The sequence below is a fragment of the Citrobacter sp. Cb041 genome (assembly GCF_030336655.1).
GTDB classification, from domain to species: Bacteria; Pseudomonadota; Gammaproteobacteria; order Enterobacterales; family Enterobacteriaceae; genus Citrobacter; species Citrobacter braakii.
Genome location: NZ_JAOWDD010000037.1, coordinates 100,865 through 118,538, shown reverse-complemented (window position 1 = coordinate 118,538; position 17,674 = coordinate 100,865). Strand labels below are relative to the sequence as shown.

15 protein-coding genes are annotated in these 17,674 nt (G+C 48.1%); 9 read left to right on the top strand and 6 right to left on the bottom strand.

What is annotated here, in order from left to right; all coding sequences use genetic code 11:
- The 8 genes from OGV52_RS11235 to OGV52_RS11200 are packed head-to-tail and all read left to right on the top strand — an operon-like array spanning position 1 to position 9,872.
- On the top strand, positions 1 to 2,130 hold the full coding sequence (locus OGV52_RS11235) for a GumC family protein (RefSeq protein WP_287108528.1): 2,130 nt from the start codon (positions 1 to 3) through the stop codon (positions 2,128 to 2,130).
- Positions 2,127 to 3,338, top strand: coding sequence for a lipopolysaccharide biosynthesis protein (locus OGV52_RS11230; protein WP_200079748.1), 1,212 nt, complete (start codon positions 2,127 to 2,129; stop codon positions 3,336 to 3,338). Before OGV52_RS11235 ends, OGV52_RS11230 begins: the two co-directional genes overlap by 4 nt.
- Entirely contained in the window at positions 3,335 to 4,705 is a 1,371-nt protein-coding gene (locus tag OGV52_RS11225) for a capsular biosynthesis protein (RefSeq protein ID WP_287108527.1), read from the top strand. The genes OGV52_RS11230 and OGV52_RS11225 overlap by 4 nt, the downstream gene beginning before the upstream one ends.
- Positions 4,706 to 4,709: 4 nt before the next feature.
- Positions 4,710 to 5,699 (top strand): glycosyltransferase family 2 protein, encoded by a 990-nt coding sequence (locus OGV52_RS11220; RefSeq protein WP_049282762.1) that lies wholly within the window; start codon positions 4,710 to 4,712, stop codon positions 5,697 to 5,699.
- Positions 5,700 to 5,713: 14 nt separating this feature from the next.
- Positions 5,714 to 6,925 (top strand): glycosyltransferase family 4 protein, encoded by a 1,212-nt coding sequence (locus OGV52_RS11215; RefSeq protein ID WP_200047360.1) that lies wholly within the window; start codon positions 5,714 to 5,716, stop codon positions 6,923 to 6,925.
- A gap of 1 nt (position 6,926) precedes the next feature.
- On the top strand, positions 6,927 to 8,039 hold the full coding sequence (locus OGV52_RS11210; protein WP_016157268.1) for a glycosyltransferase family 4 protein: 1,113 nt from the start codon (positions 6,927 to 6,929) through the stop codon (positions 8,037 to 8,039).
- Between the two features lie 2 nt (positions 8,040 to 8,041).
- Positions 8,042 to 8,449 carry a hypothetical protein gene (locus OGV52_RS11205; protein ID WP_047358835.1) on the top strand — a complete coding sequence of 136 codons (408 nt, stop codon included), beginning with the start codon at positions 8,042 to 8,044 and terminating at the stop codon, positions 8,447 to 8,449.
- Positions 8,450 to 8,480: 31 nt separating this feature from the next.
- Positions 8,481 to 9,872 carry a DUF4832 domain-containing protein gene (locus OGV52_RS11200; RefSeq protein ID WP_287108526.1) on the top strand — a complete coding sequence of 464 codons (1,392 nt, stop codon included), beginning with the start codon at positions 8,481 to 8,483 and terminating at the stop codon, positions 9,870 to 9,872.
- Positions 9,873 to 9,918: 46 nt separating this feature from the next.
- Here OGV52_RS11200 and galE read toward each other — a convergent pair whose 3' ends face one another.
- From galE to melR, 6 genes are all read right to left on the bottom strand, one after another.
- The gene (galE, locus tag OGV52_RS11195; RefSeq protein ID WP_016154109.1) at positions 9,919 to 10,935 is read right to left on the bottom strand and encodes a UDP-glucose 4-epimerase GalE; all 1,017 of its coding nucleotides are present in this window, start codon (positions 10,933 to 10,935) and stop codon (positions 9,919 to 9,921) included.
- Between the two features lie 67 nt (positions 10,936 to 11,002).
- Entirely contained in the window at positions 11,003 to 11,941 is a 939-nt protein-coding gene (locus OGV52_RS11190) for a glucosamine inositolphosphorylceramide transferase family protein (RefSeq protein WP_153690112.1), read from the bottom strand.
- A 208-nt stretch (positions 11,942 to 12,149) separates the two neighbouring features.
- Positions 12,150 to 12,785, bottom strand: coding sequence for a carbonic anhydrase (locus OGV52_RS11185; protein ID WP_016154107.1), 636 nt, complete (start codon positions 12,783 to 12,785; stop codon positions 12,150 to 12,152).
- Positions 12,786 to 12,939: 154 nt separating this feature from the next.
- Positions 12,940 to 14,112 (bottom strand): MalY/PatB family protein, encoded by a 1,173-nt coding sequence (locus OGV52_RS11180; protein WP_287108524.1) that lies wholly within the window; start codon positions 14,110 to 14,112, stop codon positions 12,940 to 12,942.
- Positions 14,113 to 14,236: 124 nt separating this feature from the next.
- Complete coding sequence (gene nhaC, locus OGV52_RS11175) at positions 14,237 to 15,697, bottom strand: Na+/H+ antiporter NhaC (protein ID WP_046275107.1); 1,461 nt, start codon at positions 15,695 to 15,697, stop codon at positions 14,237 to 14,239.
- Positions 15,698 to 15,890: 193 nt separating this feature from the next.
- Positions 15,891 to 16,829 (bottom strand): transcriptional regulator MelR, encoded by a 939-nt coding sequence (gene melR, locus OGV52_RS11170; protein WP_287108522.1) that lies wholly within the window; start codon positions 16,827 to 16,829, stop codon positions 15,891 to 15,893.
- Between the two features lie 309 nt (positions 16,830 to 17,138).
- Here melR and OGV52_RS11165 point away from each other — a divergent pair, with 309 nt between their 5' ends.
- A complete protein-coding gene (locus tag OGV52_RS11165) occupies positions 17,139 to 17,639 on the top strand; it encodes an anti-virulence regulator CigR family protein (RefSeq protein ID WP_016154103.1) in 501 nt (166 codons plus the stop codon).
- The last annotated feature ends 35 nt before the right edge of the window (positions 17,640 to 17,674 follow it).

Here is a 17,674-nt window from a genome sequence, read left to right as displayed (position 1 = left end):
ATGAAACTATCAATAGTGGAAAACGGCAAAAAACGAGAAAGCACTGTTGAATTCTCCCGCTTTGCCAAAGCGCTGAAAAAGAACGCCTGGAAAATCGCGCTGGCCGGTATCGTTGCCGGGGTCGTGGCTTATCCGTTAATCAGCATGATGTCCTCAAAGTATGTATCAACGGCGACGGTGCTGATTAAGGCGCAGGCCGATAACATTTCTCCGTTCCCACAGGTTGATGGTTTCGATTCAACGCGCAGTGGTTACTACGAAACGCAATATGCGTTGATGCATTCACGAATTGTGCTCGAGCAAGCCGTTCGCGATATGAAGCTGGATGAAAATCCGGCATTTACCGGGGAGAAAGCCGATGCTCAGGGCGCTGATAGCAGTGAAAGTCGGCAACTGAGAATGGAGCTGGCGCTGAAAACGTTGTCGAAAAACCTGAATGTCATCGGTATTCGGACAACGAACCTCGCCTCTATTACCTATGAATCGACTTCGCCCCAGGTTGCGGCTGATATCGCCAACGGCGTCGCGCAGGCTTTCATCAACTATACGCTGGAGCAAAAGCGTCAGAAAGTAGAGAAAGCCCGCGAACTGAATTATGAAAAAATGGAAGAGGTTCAGAAGTCGATAGCGAAGCAAAAAGAAGAGATGGAAAGCTATCTGAAAAATGCCGGGCTTTTGACCTTTCGCGGTATCGATGGTTTTGAAACCGAGCAGTTAAGTATCGTGACCAATCGTCTGGCCGACGCCACCCAACGTCGTGTTGCCGCTGAATCCGTTTATAACGAAGTGAATGGAGCTGGGAAGTCCGCCGAGAGCGTTATCTCGCTGCCTTCGGTCTCTAACCACGCTCAGATTCAGGATCTGCGCATTGCGCTGATTCAGGCGCAGCGTACGTTGTCTGAACTGCGCAAAGTTTATGGGCCAAAAAACCCCGCCATTTTAAAAGCAGAGGCCGATGTTCAGTCGATCCAAAGCCAAACAGGACGGGTGTTGGGTGAGCTGAAAGTCGGCTTACGTCAGCAATATCTGGCGGCGCTGGCGGATGAAAAGAACTATCAGCAACAGGTGGAACAGCAGAAAGAGATCTTCCAGAAAATGGCGTCAAAACGGGATGCCTGGAACGGCCAAAAACTGTCGTTAGATAAAATGGAAGACCTGTATAAATCGCTCTATCAGCGTACTCAGGAGCTGTCGCTGTCCGGCGTGAATGCCGATGCGGTGTTATACGATCCCGCAGTTCCCGCATTAAAACCGGCGAAGCCGAATAAATCACTGCTGTTGGTGATGGTGGTCATGCTGGTGGTCGTGTTCAGCATCATGTATTTCATTGTCAAAGCGGCGATGGATAACTCAATCGCCAGCCTGAGTCGCATGAAAAAGCGCCTCAACGTTACCCCGCTGGGCGAAATCCGTCGTTTTAGTGGAACCTCAGGGCGTGCGCAAGTGCGGGACATGATCCTGAAGAACCCGCTGAATGCCGATATTGTGCACGGTATCCGTACCCGGATTATGCTGGATAATCGTCCATTACAGACGCTCGCCGTGGCATCGACGGAACACGGTGATGGTCGTTCTTTGTTGGCGAATCTGTTAGCGAACTCCTTTAGTTTTGACCAGAAAACGCTGCTTATTGATGCGGATTTCTTTAATACGGGCGGGCTTTCTTCTGAACTGGCATCACCTACATCCGCAGGCCTGGCTGAGCTGCTGCGCGGAGAGACTCAGCTGGAACAGGCGCGGATCACGCTCAGTGATAATCTCGACTTTATTGCGCACGGCAAGAGCACCATCTCTTCTTTACTGATGTTGTCGTCGGAGCACGTTGAACCCTTAATGCGCGAACTGAAATCGCATTATCAGCGCATCATTATTGATGTTGCTGCTGTGAATCAGAGCCAGGATGTTCAACTGATCAAACGTGCCGTCGATGGGGTTGTTTTCATAGTGAAAGCCGGGGTGGAGTCGGCGGGACACATCGCCAGCGCGCTGGATAAGATTGAGGAAAATAACGGCGTGGTGATTGGCGCGGTACTCAATGCGGTTGAAGAAAAAGATCTTGAAACCCAGGAGGGTCTGCGTTCACTTAACTTCAGTACCGATCAACTGATGACGACGCCAGGCCGGGTATGAGTCTACTGAAGAGCGCTTCCACGATAGCCGGTTCATCAGTCATCTCGCAGTTGATTGGTGCGCTGTCTATCTGGTTGATTTCGCACAAGTACGATATGGCTGAGGTGGGGCTTTATGCGCTCAATTACAGCATCGCCGTGGTGGGCGCGCAGGTGTGTACCTTTGCATCGCAGCTTTTAATTCCAAAACAGCACGACGACGAACTGGTACAGAACGTCGTATTTTGCCTGATCCAAAGCACGATCATTGCCTTACCGTACGCCGTACTGACAGCGTGGCTGTTTCACCAGAACATCCTGTTCCTCTATTTGCTGACGCTGGCGACGGCGTGGGTTTTAATCTCGGAAAACCTGTCGCTGCGCACGGCCAATTTTCGTTTTTTGATTTTCCAGCGCATCTCTGTCTCTGTGGTGGTATTACTTTCGGTTCTGGTTACGCATCAGGTGCAACTGTTTTATTGGTCATGGGCCTGCGCGACGATGGTGCTGACCATAAGCTGTATTTTACATTCGTTTGATATTCGTTCCGTGGCGGCCAGACATTTGCGACCTGCCAGTAACTGGCATTTTTTCAAACAGAATATCCATCACATTACCAAAGTCGGTAGTGCGGAAGTGCTGGCGATGGCCAGCAGTAATTTGCCGATTATGTTGATTAACTTTTGGTTCTCGGCGCTGACGGCAGGTTATTTTTCCGTGGTTAGCCGCTTTTGCCTGGCGCCGGTGGTGATCATCGGCAACGCAGTGCGCAATACTATTTTTTCCAAGTGGTCTATCGACTTCAGAAATAATACCTTTAATTATCATGAATATACCAGGGTGCGGATGCTACTGTTGGTTCTGGGGGGTATCTGTACTCTCGGGGTGTTTATTTTCTATCCAATAGTGATGCGTCTGGGCTTTAGTGAAGACTGGATTAACTCCATTGAGACGTCGCGCTACATGTTGCCCTATTTATTCCCGGCGCTGGCGATAAGCCCTCTGACGGTGATTGAGCTTATTTTTGGTTCCCACCGCTATTTTCTGCGTATCCAACTGGAACAGCTGGCGATTGTGTTATTCGCATTTGTCGTCATTCCCTATTTTCATAAAGATTATGCCACGTCGGTTATCCTGTTTTCTTCACTGACATTTATTCGCTACGCCTTCATTTATCTGAAAATGAATAAGCGAGCCAATCTTCTGAAAGACAAGCCGGTGATACTATGACGCTGAATACCGGATACTATTTACAGGTTTTTAGCTTTGTCACGCTGATCCTGTGTGGCCTGGTGCAATACTTTACCGGCATGCAGTCGGTGCTATGGATCCCCTTTTTCCTGACCCTGTTGATGGTGGGATTATTGGTGATGCAGACGCGTGATGGCTCGCTGCAGCTGGATGCGCAGGAGACGATTGTCCTGGCGTTGTATTTTTCGTTCCTGATACTGGCCGGAACATCGACGCTGATTCAGGGCGGGATCACCGTCGCGATTGTGGCATTTAAAAATGAAATCGCATTGTCACTGGTGATGATCTGTTTGCTGCTGGGATTTTGCCGGGAGTCGCAGGTTTACCGTGCAACGCGCTATCTGTACTGGGTGTTTTACGCGCAAATCCCGGTAATGATTTATCAGGTTTTACTGGTCGTACCCCAGCGCGTTGCGGTGCGTGGCGAAGATGAGAAATGGGACTCCGTGGTTGGTACGTTTGGCGGTGACCCCATGGGGGGCGGTAACACTGCTGCGATGGGCCTGTTTTGCCTGTTGATTATGTTGTTAAAAGTCTCTGAGTATAAGCACGGGTTGACCACGTTCAAGTCCATGGCGTTGCACATTGTTCTTGGGATCGGGCTATGTATTATTGGTGAAGTGAAGTTCGTCATTCTGCTGTCACCTCTGTTCCTCGCGTGGGTGTGGATCTCACCGAGCTATGTCAAAGACGTCAGTAAGGTTAATCTGAAAACGCTGTTGGTTATTGTTGTGGGCATGCTGCTGCTTATTAGCCTGTCGATAGTGATCCTCGCGTACTATTATTCTTCCGCGTTTGGCGGCGATCCGTCGAAAAGCTCGTTAAGCATTTTCATCGACTCCTTAAGCTATATTTTTGACCCGAACTACATCATGTCTACCGGGGAGTTAGGGCGTTTTACGACGTTCCTGTTCTGGTTGAAAAATAACGATCTGTGGGGGCTTTCAGGAACGTTATTTGGTTATGGGCTCAACGCCACTAACAGCGGGAGTACGGTGTCGCCGGGCTTTTTGAATATCATTTATAACTTAATTCTCGACTCGACTTCCCTGAGTATGCTGCTGTGGGAAGTCGGGGTGATCGGCACGTTACTTTTTATTAGCTTATTCATTTATATCCTGAAAGTTTGTCAGCCAAAGCCATTACTGACGCTTGAACAACTGGACCAGCAGGATCTTCAGTTGCTGAGCTTTGCACCGGCGTTTAACGCTTTTGCTATCAGTTGCTTAATTAGCTTACCTTACAGCCAGATACTGATGATTACACCGATGTTACAATTCCTGTTCTATTTATCACTAGGATCAAGTTTAGTGATTCGTCGAACCGTCCTTCGCTGTGTAGGGTAATTGTATGGACCAAAAACCGTTTATTTCAGTGAGTATTAAAACACTCAATGAATCTGAATGTATTGAGAAAACGATAGACAGTATCCGCAGACAGCTTATTGATTATCCACATAAAATTATAGTGGCAGATAGCCTGTCAACGGATAACACCCAACAGCTTGCGATCGATAAAGGGGTGACCGTGGTCTCTTTAACTGACCCAGGCGATCGCTGCTGCGGCGTCGGGCATCAGTTAGGTTATCTGTATAGTGAAGGGGAATATCTGTTGCTGATGGACGGCGACATGGAGCTGGAAGAGGGCTTTGTGGATCAGGCTGTCGCTTTTTTGCAGGCTGAGCCGGAATATGCAGGTGTCGCGGGAACCGTTGAAATGGACGATGCCGTTAACTATGAATTTAAATCGCGTAAGCAGCGTATTAGTAAAATCTATCCGCTTGGAGATAGCGACCATTTAGGCGGTGGTGGGTTATATCGCCGCTCTGCGATTGAGAAAATTGGTTATCTCACCAACCGTAATTTGCACGCTTATGAAGAAGCTGAACTTGGCCTGCGTTTGCTCGATGCGGGTTATAAACTACGCCGTCTGAATATTCCGTATTTTATCCATACTTCGCATACCATGCCGACCTTTCAGATGCTGAAGCACCGCTGGAAAAGTGGATACTATCAGGCACCGGGCGAGCTTTTACGTTGTGCGTGGGGAAAACCTTATTTCGGCAAAGCGTTAAAAATGGTTAAGAACGAGGCGATTTTTTCTGTGTATCTGATTGCCTTGTTTATTGCGGCGGTGACCTTCAATCTCGAACTTTTCGATATTGCATTTCTACCCTTGCTTGCCTTTATTATCTTGAAAACCGTGCAGAATCGATCATTATTGAACGGATTGCAGAGCGTAATGAACCTGGCCGTGCTTTCTGCGGGACTTGTTAAAGGGTTGACTAAACCAGTACGCGATCCGTTGACTCCGCCTGACAGTAAAATCATTCATGAATAACTAAGGCTGGCGCAATGAAAGTTTTATTAGTGAATAAGTTTTTTTTCATTAAAGGCGGCGCGGAAACCGTTTATTTTCAAGAGCGCGAGATGCTGAAACAGGCCGGAGTACAGGTTATTGATTTCTCGATGCAGCATGAGAACAATTTCCCTTCGGACTATGCGGATTATTTCGTCAGCAATGTGGACTACCACCAAGAGCGCAATCTGCTGGGCGGGCTCAAAACGGCGGTTAACTTTATTCATAATTCGCAGGCCTGCAAAAAGATGCTGGCGCTACTACAAAAAGAGCGTCCGGATATCGTCCACTTCCATAACATTTACCATCAGTTAACGCCGGCGTTGATTAAAGTGGCCCGCAATTTTGGCTGCAAAACGGTGCTGACCGCGCATGACTATAAAATCGTCTGTCCTGCCTATTCCATGCTGCGCGACGGTAAAGTGTGTGATTCCTGTATTACCGGGACGGTTTTCAATGCCTTCAGGTATCGTTGCCAGGAAGGCTCTGCTTCAAAAAGCCTCCTGCTCTCTTTAGAGGCGACCTGGCAATATATTGCGCAAAATTACCAGGCGCTGGATGTGATCGTTTCGCCGAGCGTCTTTTTACGTGGCGTATTGTTGCGTACGCTGCCGAATTCGCGCATTGATGTCATCGTCAATGGCGTTGATGACAGCCGTCCTCTGGGTGAGGTAAGCGATGCGGGCTATATGCTGTACTTCGGTCGCCTGAGCCGTGAAAAGGGCGTGGCAACGTTATTGGCGGCGCATGAGAAAATGCAGAACAAAGCGCCGCTGAAAATTGTGGGGCACGGTCCCCTGCACGACGAATTAGTCGCCCAATACCCGGACGTTGAGTTTTTAGGTTATGTGCAACAAGGGGAAGCTCTCGATAACCTTATTAGGCATGCACGGGCTGTGATCCTTCCTTCAGAATGCTATGAAAACTGTTCTATGGCGATATTAGAGGCGATGTCCTTAGGCAAGCCGGTGATCGGATCGCGCATCGGCGGCATCCCGGAACAAATTCGTGATGGTATCGAAGGGATTTTATTCGAACCTGGCAATGCGCAGGAGTTAGCAAATGCGATGGATGCACTGGCCGACTCGCCAGAGAAGGCGCAGGTCATGGGCTTACAGGGTCGTGCGCGATTGAGTGAAAAATATGCGCTGAGTAAACATATGGATACTCTACTGGCGCTCTATAAAGAACTGCTGAGCAGGCCATAGTATGAGTAAAAAAATAACGGTTTTTGGTACGCGTGGTATTCCCGATGTATTGGGCGGGGTGGAGACACACTGTCAGAATCTATATCCTGCCATTAAGCAGCAGTTGGACGTTGATATTTGCGTGATTGCTCGCTCGCCGTATGTAAATTACAAACGATCGTTATATAAGAAAGTTGAAACCTACGCGCTGTGGGCACCCAAAAAGCGCTCGCTGGAAGCGATTGTCCATTCCGTTTTAGCGGCATTTAGGACAAGTATCGACCATTCAGATATTGTGCATGTCCATGCTATCGGGCCTGGGCTTGTGATCCCCTTATTACGCATGTTAGGGAAGAAGGTGGTGTTCACCCACCATGGACCTGATTACGATCGTCAAAAATGGGGATTCGTTGCCAAAAAAATATTGCTGCTGGGTGAGCGTTGGGCAGTGAGATATGCCAACGAAGTGATTGTGATTTCTGAGGTTATTAATCAACTGATCCAGAAAAAACACGCTCGCTATGATGCGCATTTAATTCACAATGGCGTCAACGAGCCGCGGTCGTTATCTGCGCTGACCATCGACAATACGCTCTCCCGCTTTGGGCTGCAGCCGAAAAACTACCTCGTGGTGGTTGGGCGATTTGTGGAAGAAAAAGGGATGCATGATGCCATCGCCGCCTATCAGCGCAGCGGTTTAACTATGCCGTTAGTGTTAATTGGCGATGCGGATCATCCGACCGAATACAGCATTCGCCTCAAAAAGCTTGCCGCGGACACCCCTGGCGTTGTGATGACGGGGTTCTTGCGTGGTGATGAGCTTCAGGCGGTGTTTTCCCAGGCACAGCTGTTTGTGATGCCTTCATACCATGAAGGATTGCCCATTGCGCTGCTGGAAGCGATGTCATTTTCTCTTCCTGCCGTCGTCAGTGATATTCCGGCTAACCTCGAAGTTCAACTGCCGTCCGAGGCCTATTTTAAGGTGGGGGATGTGACCAGCCTGGCCGAAAAATTAACCGAATGGGCGGCAACCAATAGCGTGGACTATCGTGTATATTTGCAAAACTACAACTGGCATGAAATCGCCAAAAAGACGATAAACGTCTATCACTCAATTGATAAAGATATAGGTTAATTTTGACCAGTCCTCAAAATCGTCCTCCCGTCATCGAACGATTTTATGCTCATCTTGACGAGCCGATTGCGCAAGAGTTGACCCCTGAACAAAAAGAAGGGGTGGAAAAAGCGATCCTGGCTTCGACTCTGACTTCTCGGCATCAGATCGATATTCGCCGAAGCTTTCCCTTTTTCAGTAAACGCTATTATCTGGTTTTTTTGTTTGGCAGAGATTTGCGTCGGCAGCATCGTCAGGAATCGACCCTGTCGAGAATATTGCTCACTTTCTTGCTGCTGATAGCCGTGTTGTTCGTTACCTGCTGCGTATTGCTGACGTTGTATATGATCAAATCAGCATTAGGTATTGATGTGTTCCAAAATTTTCATGTGGGTATATGGGACTGGTGGTTAAGCCTGAAAAACCGCTAGCGTAAACAAACCTGTGGAGGGCGTCACTGCGATGAAGTGTAAATGGGTTTCTGCGCTGTTGTTGATGTCCTTTCCGTTGGCGGTTATGTCCGCATTAACGACCGTAACCCCCAAAGCATTAACGGGCCCGCTAACCAATCCGGGGATTGGAGTGGCAAGTTTTCATCAGGGGTACGGTGAAACGCTGGGTCTGGCGGACTATCCCAATACCGGATTTGAATACGAGCGATTTTACTGGCGAGAGCTGGAGCCTGTTGAAGGTCAGTATAATTTTGCGCTGGTGGATGATGCCTTCAAATACGCGGTAGCGCATCGTCCCGCGATGAATGTCGGGCTGCGCTTTATGGTGCTTGCCGATCCGGGGGATGGCACAAAAATTCCCGATTGGCTGATTAAAAAAGGCGTGAAAGGCAGCTGGACGCCCGATAATAAAACATTTATTCCGGATTTAAGCGACCCGCTGTTTATTGAGTACAGCCAGCGTCTGCTGAATGCATTTGGAAAACGCTACGACGGTAATGAGAATCTCGCTTTTGTGGATATCGGCATGGTGGGGGCCTGGGGGGAATGGCATAACAGCAATTTCCCTGATCTGAAACCACTGTTGGAGCAGTACACCACCGCGCAGTTAGACCGCTACGTCGCAATGCACTTTTCTGCCTTCCCTTCGACGCCGAAAATGATGTTGATGAGCGGTGGGCAAAGCCTGGCGAATGCGGTGGCGCGAGGGGCTGGATGGCGGGCGGATTGCTGGGGTGACCTGCGCGTATTTTCGGACTCCTGGAGCCATATGGCCGATGATTACCCGCAGCGATTACTGGCAGCACAGCAGAGCTATTCAGGGTTTAACGATGCCTGGAAACGTGCGCCGGTCAGTCTGGAAATCTGTTCATATATGCAGGACTGGAAGAACACCTTCCACTATACGCGTGCCGAAGTGCAGGGCATCTTTGACTGGGCGGTCAAGCAGCACGCCAGCACGATCAACCTGAAATCGAGAGCGATACCCAGCGATTATCGACCGATTGTTGACGACGCGCTGACCAAACTGGGCTATCGGTTTCGCTTAGCGTCTCTGAGCCATGAGTCCGTGTGGGACGGCGGACAAACGTTGAGGTTGAACAGTACCTGGTATAACGAAGGTATCGCACCAATATATCTACCCTACACGCTGGCATTTCGTGTGGTGGATAGCGCCAATCAGGTGGTGGCGCAGGGGAATACGGCGGATGATATACGACGTTGGCTCCCGGGCGTTTATCAGGTTAGCTACGCATTGCCCATGCCGGGCCGACTGGCGAAAGGGCAATACGCCATTGAGGTTTCGATGCTGGATAAATCCGGGGCGGCAAGAATTAACTTTGCCAACGAAGGAAAGCAAAGCAGCGGTTGGTATCGCGTATCAACGATAACGGCACGCTAACCCGTCACGGCAACGAGCCTGAGGCTCAGGCTCGTTGCCGTGTACATCAGATGTTATAACCATTCGGGTTGTTTTTTTGCCAGTTCCAGGTGTCACGCATCATTTCATCAAGGTTGTAGATGGCCTTCCAGCCTAACTCTTTGTATGCCAGTGACGGGTCAGACCAACATTCGGCAATGTCGCCGGGCCTTCTGTCGACAAACTGATAGCTTATTTTTTTCTGCGCCGCTTTTTCAAACGCCTCTATCAGATTAATCACGGAATAACCGACCCCGGTACCGAGATTAATCACCTTATAGGCAGCGCCTTTGTTCTGGCTATCCAGCGCGGCTAAATGGCCGGTCGCCAAATCCATGACGTGGATATAATCACGAACGCCGGTGCCGTCGGGGGTTGGATAGTCATTACCGTACACCGACACGGTTTTCAGCTTACCAATCGCAACCTGGGAGATGTACGGCACCAGGTTATTGGGGATACCGTTGGGATCCTCACCAATCCGACCCGATGGATGGGCGCCGACTGGGTTAAAATAGCGCAGGCAGGTAATGCGGAAATCGGGCTGCGCACGGGAGAAATCGGCCAGAATCTGTTCGACCATTAATTTAGAGGTACCGTACGGATTGGTGGTACCCCCCGTACGCGATTGCTCGCTCAGCGGCACGCTTTCCGGATTACCGTATACCGTAGCAGATGAGCTAAAAATGAATCGATTAACGCCTGCGGCCAGCATCTCATCCAGTAAAACCAGCGTTCCAGTGACGTTGTTTTCGTAGTAAGCAAGGGGTTCTTTTATCGACTCGGAAACCGATTTGAGGCCCGCAAAATGAATGACATCGGTGATGTTATGGTTGGCGAAAATGTTTTTTAATGCCTGCCTGTCGAGAACATCAGCGATATAGACAATGGGTTCCCTTCCTGTGAGTTCCGCGACCCTGTCCAGCGAGATACGGCTGGCGTTTGCCAGATTATCGATGACAACGACATCATCGCCTCTTTCCAGTAGCGTTAAAACAGTATGTGAACCAATATAACCTGCACCACCAGTGACAAGAATAGCCATACAGACTCCATAAAAATGCTAAAAACCCGAGCGATTTTCCACCAATACCACCCAAGGATCCAGGGGATCAGTTATTTTGCCGGGAAAGGTATACGTTTCTATATTTTATCATACACTTATAGGATATTTTTTTAAAGATTGCCAACAGACTGAACTTATTTATTTTTGTATCATAGGCAATATAGTTACTTGAGAAATTTAGCGTGTGAACGCCGTCACTGTGGTTGATCGACGAATTGATTTGTTCGATCAGATTCTCATCAAAAGTAGCGTCATTCAGTGTGACTAATTCTTTGATGTAGATAGATTTTCCATATGTTTCAGGTGTGCATTCCTGGGTTAAGAAATACACTTTATTATCGGCAAGATAAGGCGCACCCGCTCCCCGATGATGATGATTGCTCACCTTCAATGCAGGAGTAATTCTTTGCCACTGTCCGTGGAGATGCTCTGCCGAATGAATAATTATTTTATTATCCATGGTGGTCGACATAAGATAGCAGGTCTCATTCATTGAAAGAAAAATGTTATCTGTCACTTCGGTATCAGAGATTAGAACTTTAATTTTCTTCCAGCGTGTAGGAAACTCTACTGACTGAAACAGTATCACTTCTTTTCTTTCTGATGATTCAGGAATCATGAAGAGCTGATCGTTAATATTAATCAGGAAAGGAAATGACAAATGACACATCAGGTCGTCAAAACCTTCAAGTTTCACGTCATCAATTTCAACCAGTTCACGATCAAGAATACGGCATCGGAGCGTGCCTTTCGAGTTGCGAAAGCTAAAAGCTTCATAAAAAACATACAGTTTATCATCTTTTTCAATAAGAAAAGGATCGGCCTGAAACGTATATTTCTTTTTTAACTGCTGTGCAGCGGATTTACTTAATATATCCAGTGTATTATTCGGAAATAAGTGTGTACCATGATCCTTAATAATCATGATATCCCACGACTCATGATAGAATAACATATTTATTATTCTTTTTATTTTTGCTTGCATTCGTACCCGCTCCTTTTTATCGCCTGCATCATGTATGAACAGCTATTTGCGGCTCAGTTCATGAGACCTGTCGCAACGTTGTATGAATGTGCGAAAACTGATGTGAGAACACCAGTGGCTATTTTAAAACTAGTCGCAAGCATGTTTTTTGTCTATAGCACAAAAGTAGGTAAAAGCTCTCCAGAGCATCCTTGCTCCAGTGGACGATTTACTCGAAATGCACCTGCGGGTTATCAGCAAGGGAAACGTAGGTTTTGCTGTTTTTATCCAGGGTACGGATTTCACCGCTTTCGATGTCATATACCCAGCCGTGCAGACGAAGCGCATTATTTCGCAGCCCAACCGCGACGCAAGGATGCGTTTTAATATTATTGAGCTGTGCGATAACGTTTTCTTCCACCATGGCGTTAACTTTATCGATTGGGTTATCCCAGGTTTTCTTCTCAACCACGGCTTTCGCGGCATCGGCATAGTGCAACCAGTGAGCCACAGCGGGCATCGGATCCAGAGGCTGGCTATCAGCAATGGCTTTCATCGCGCCGCAGTTGGAGTGTCCGCAGATGACGATATCCGTCACACCAAGTGCGACAACCGCGTATTCAATCGTAGCAGATACGCCACCGGGTTCCGGTCCAAAAGACGGAACGATATTACCGGCGTTGCGGATAACGAAAAGCTGTCCGGGCTCTTGCTGAGTAACGAGTTCTGGCACCAGGCGGCTATCGGAACAGGAGATGAAAAGCGCTTTGGGATTCTGGCTGGATGCCAGGCTGCGAAAGAGTTCCTTACGTTGAGGGAAAATCTCTTTTTGGAAGTTGAGGAAGCCCTCAATGATATGTTGCATAGCAGTGTCTCTTTTCTCTGTTTAAGCAGGTTATGATGAAGATCACACTTTCCAGTTTAACACCAGCCGACAGAACGGAAAAACTTTATAGCAGTTCTGCAACATCTTTGTATAGTTTTGCCCCACCGTGGCGGGGCAAAGAGTGTGATGCGCGCTACGCGTTCTGTCGTTTTTGGTACGCGGCTTTCAGTCGGTTCATCGCTTCTACCAGTACCGAGCGCGGGCACCCAACGTTGAGTCTCATGTGACCCTCTCCGCCGGGGCCATATTGCGCGCCTGGTGACAGACCCAGTTTTGCTTCCTGCACAAAAAATGCGCTTAGCTGTTCATCGCTAAGATTCATTTTTTCCGCGTTCAGAAACAGAAGATACGATGCGCCGCCATACACAATGGAGATTAAGGGACAGTGCTTTTCAATTTCACTTTTAACAAACGCCACATTGTCGGCCAGGTAGGCTAATAATTTTTGGTGCCAGTCGCCACAATGGGTAAAGGCGCTGTAAATGGCCGCCTGCTGTAATGAATGTGTCTCGGCAAGGTAGCAGTTATCCAGGAAACCATAGAACTGATGGCGTAATTCATCATTTTTAATAATGGCAATTCCGCCCTGGATCGCCGCCGTGTTGAAGGTTTTACTGATTGAGGTCAGCACGATTGACTGACTCCCTGTCGCTTCGTCTAAAGTAAAAAACGGCAGATGGCGCTTGCCTGGCAGGGTTAAATCACTATGCACTTCATCTGAGAGAATAATGACGCCAGCTTGCTGACAATAGTGACTTACTTTTTCCAGCGTTTCCCGCGACCACACCATACCGCCCGGATTATGCGGCGAAGGGAAAAGAAACATTTTGCACTGCTTGAGTTTTTCGCTGAAATCATGCCAGTCAAATTCGTAATGACCCTCTTTCTCAATGAGGCGCGTTTGAATCAAATTCCTGCCACTGGTATTTACCAGATTAGGGTAGGGGTCATATATTGGCGTACAGGTTAAAATATTATCACCTGGTCGGGTAAACACCATCAGAGAGAGCACGATAGTTTTTATGACGCCGGGAATAAAATGCAACCAGTGTGGCTTTATGTCGACATCATACTGTTGCGCATACCAATGAATAACGGACTCTTTCCATTGCGGATAATCCAGGTTGTAGCCTTGTACTGGCTGCGATACCACTGAACGCAGTGTGCTCATAATTGGCTCTGGCGTCACAAAATCCATATCTGCAATCCACAGCGGTAATACATCGGTGGTGCCGTACATCTGTTGTAATTGACCGTATTTACGGCAATTAACATCCCTTATGACAATATCATCAAACAAAGACATTGCTGACTCCTGGACAGTCTCTGAAAAATAGTTTAAGCAACGCAACAGTGAAGAATATTTCTGTATATCTAATCGATATATTGAATTTACCCTGGTGGTAGCCAATATTTAGCTATTTATTAGCCTATGATTTTTGCTCAACCATATGCTCTGTAGCTTCATTTGGTTCATATTTAGCAATACCAATACCGGTGGCCGCCCACAGCAGGGCAAAGATGATGCCGCTGTAGCAGAGGATTGCCCATGGCAAATAATCAAGCGTCGCCACGCCCAGCATCGTGGCGCAATAAACGCCCGAGGCAGACCAGGGGATAATCGGTTCGACAACGGTTCCGGCATCTTCGGTAGTACGCGAGAGGTTCTTTGTCGCAAGTCCTCGTTTTTTATATTCTTCTTTAAAGGCATCGCCGCACAGCAGCAGTGGCAAGGTTCCATTTGCCGTACAGGCACAGATGGTAAACGTCGTCACAATCGTGGTGGCCACCAGGCGGAATGTGGATTTAACGCCTTTCGTGAGCGCGTTTATCACGGTGTGCAAAGAGCCTGTCGCACTCATTGCGCCGGCAAAGCTGAAGGCGCTGAAGACGGTGACGAAGCTGCTAAACATTGAAATGGCGCCGCCTCGTTCCAGTAAGCGGGAAACATCTGATGACAGTGTTGGCAGGTTATCTCCGGTGAGCATCGCGAGCTTAAAACCGCTAACCACGGATTCGCCAACCGATGATGCGGTAAATTGCTGAAAGGCTAATGCCAGAATCATCGAGACTATTGTGGATAAAAAGAGCATCGGGATTGGCGGTCTTTTTGACAGTGAGCCATACAAAACGATGATCGGTGGCAACAGTAGCAGAATGTTAAAGTGATAAATCTGGCCGATAGCGTTCATCAAGTTGGTGATATTGGCGGGCGCGCTGGATGAGGCATCAATGCCCATGCCCATATAGCTGTATACGACGCAGCAAATAATAAATCCCGGGCCGGTGGTCCACAGCAGATGGCCGATATGCGAGTACAGGTTTACACCGGCAGCCAGCGCCGCCATGTTGGTTGAGTCAGAAACCGGAGAAAGCTTATCACCAAACCAGCAGCCGGATACAATAGCGCCAGCAGCAATGGGCAGCGAAACATTCAGACCAATCGCTACGCCAATCATGGCGATCCCGACGGTTCCGATAGATCCCCAGGAGGTGCCGGTACAGACTGAGATCAGCGCTCCCAGCATAAATGCTGAAATATAGAAATACTGCGGGTTAATCCACTTCAGACCATAATAAATCATCATTGGAATAGTGCCTGACACCATCCATGCGCCAATTAAGAAACCGATACTGGCGACGATTAATATGACAGGAAGCGCTTCAGATATTTTATTGCAAATAGATTGTAGAATGTCATCCCACGTGTAGCCGTGAGCGATGGCGATAAACGAGGCGGTTGCGGTTCCCACGAGGATCATGGGTTCAGCTCGAATATTGAAGATAAAATATCCGATGCTAATGCCACCCAGCATGACTATCATGGGTAAAACTGACCAAAAGAAAGACAATGGCTTTCTGTTGTTGGCGGTGCAGCTATTTAATTCCATAATTCCATCCCAATCGTTAATGGTTGAACACGTCAAATAAATACCTGCTACAGGTCACCCATAACTGAGTAACATAGTTGCCAGAGTTCATGGCTGAACCCTATTTTATTAACTGCTGCAGATTATCTATTTTGACCTGCTATTCTGACGCTTATATTTTGGTAGTAAGGTAAGAGTGAGTTTGACGAATAAATTACCCCTCGGCATAAGGTGAATGATTTCGGCGCTGTTGGCTCAGTTTGCGATACTGCTGCGGCGGCATGCCGACGTATTTATGAAATGAGCTATAAAAACGGCTGCTGGATCGGAAACCTGCAATTGTAGCGATATCCAGAATTGTTTTATCCGTATCGCTGAGCAAAGCCCGCACATGGTTGATGCGCATTGCGGTAATATACTGTTTCATGGTTAGTTGCATCACACGATGAAAAATGCCCATCGCATAATTTGGGTTGAGCTTAACGTGTTCGGCAATAGCATCGACCGTAAGCTGTTTGTCGCAGTTTGCGGCAATAAACTCCAGCATCTGGCTGACGTAAAACTGTGAATGCCGTGAAATACTGTTTTTCTGGGTGCGCGATGTTTTGTTACCCAGCACTGGCCGCCAGCCAGCGAGGCTAAATCGCTTGAGCATCAGGGCTATCTCATCAATGGCTAATTGACGAATTTGCTCATTGTCGCTGTTGAGTTCACTCTGCCAACGCTGCACTTCAAAAGCGCTCAGTTGCTGCGAGGCAAGCGACGCAATCACCATCCCATGCGTCACGTGGTTAATCAGTTCCCTGTCCAGCGGCCAGGACAAAAACAGATGCATCGGTAAGTTGAAGATGGCCATCTGTTTACAGTGCCCGGCATCCGTCAGCTGATGGGGTGTGCAGGCCCAGAACAGCGTGATAAAGCCCTGTTTGCTTTTCACTACTTCGTCATTGAAAAGGTACTCCACATCGCCATCAAACGGCACATTCACTTCAACCTGACCGTGCCAGTGGCTGTAGGTCATGGCCAGCGGAGCCCGCAGCTCGACGTCCATCCGCTGATACTCTGAGTAGAGCGCCAGCGGACTTCGCGACTTTTTTTCATAGCTGCGACACATATGTGGGTCGAGCGGCAGCTGCGGGGTACTTTTTGCCATTATGGGTGGGTTCCTGAATAGTGAATCTGACCATGGGTAGCGCCAAAGCATGAACATAGCTTAACCGAAAAAAAACGCCGTTTTCTCTCCATTTTCGCGAAGTTATTCCCAAAAGCTCAGATCCTGTGCCTGTCGCTTGCCGATCTGAGTTAACGGGAATGGCGGTTTTTAATTTAAAAAACGGTCAATCAAAGCTGCTCACTTTGCAAAGCGACAGCGTTTTTCTGCCAATAAATCGGATTCATAGCGATAGCCAATATTCACGCAATACCATACATTTTGTATGTATCCATATCTTAAGGAATCATCATGTCCAGGCTCCGTACTTTAGCAACGGCTTTAGTTGCCGTTGCCGCGATGTCGATGTGCGCTATCCCCGTTTCGGCTAACCCCGGTAATGGCAACGGAAATGGTAATAGCGGCAACCATGGTAATAGTGGGAATAAGGGTAATAGCAGTCATAGCCAGAAAGGAAATCCAGGCCCAAAAAACAACTCGCAATCGGAACAGCGTAAAAATTATGGCAAGCCGGACCATGTTGATAGTGATATTAGCTATAACGTGGCCAGGCAGTATGCCGTCAGATATGGTTTGACGGGATATAAGTCACTGCCTCCGGGCATCGCCAAAAATCTGGCGCGAGGAAAACCACTTCCTCCGGGGATCGCTAAGAAAAGTGTCCCATCCTCGATGCTGAATCAACTGCCGTATTACCCAGGTTATGAATGGCAGGTTGTTGGCGACAATCTGGTGTTGATTGCACTGAGCACGGCAATTGTCACCGCGGTTATCAATGGTGTGTTTGATTAAGTATCCCTGTACTTAATTTGCTCTGTTATACCCAC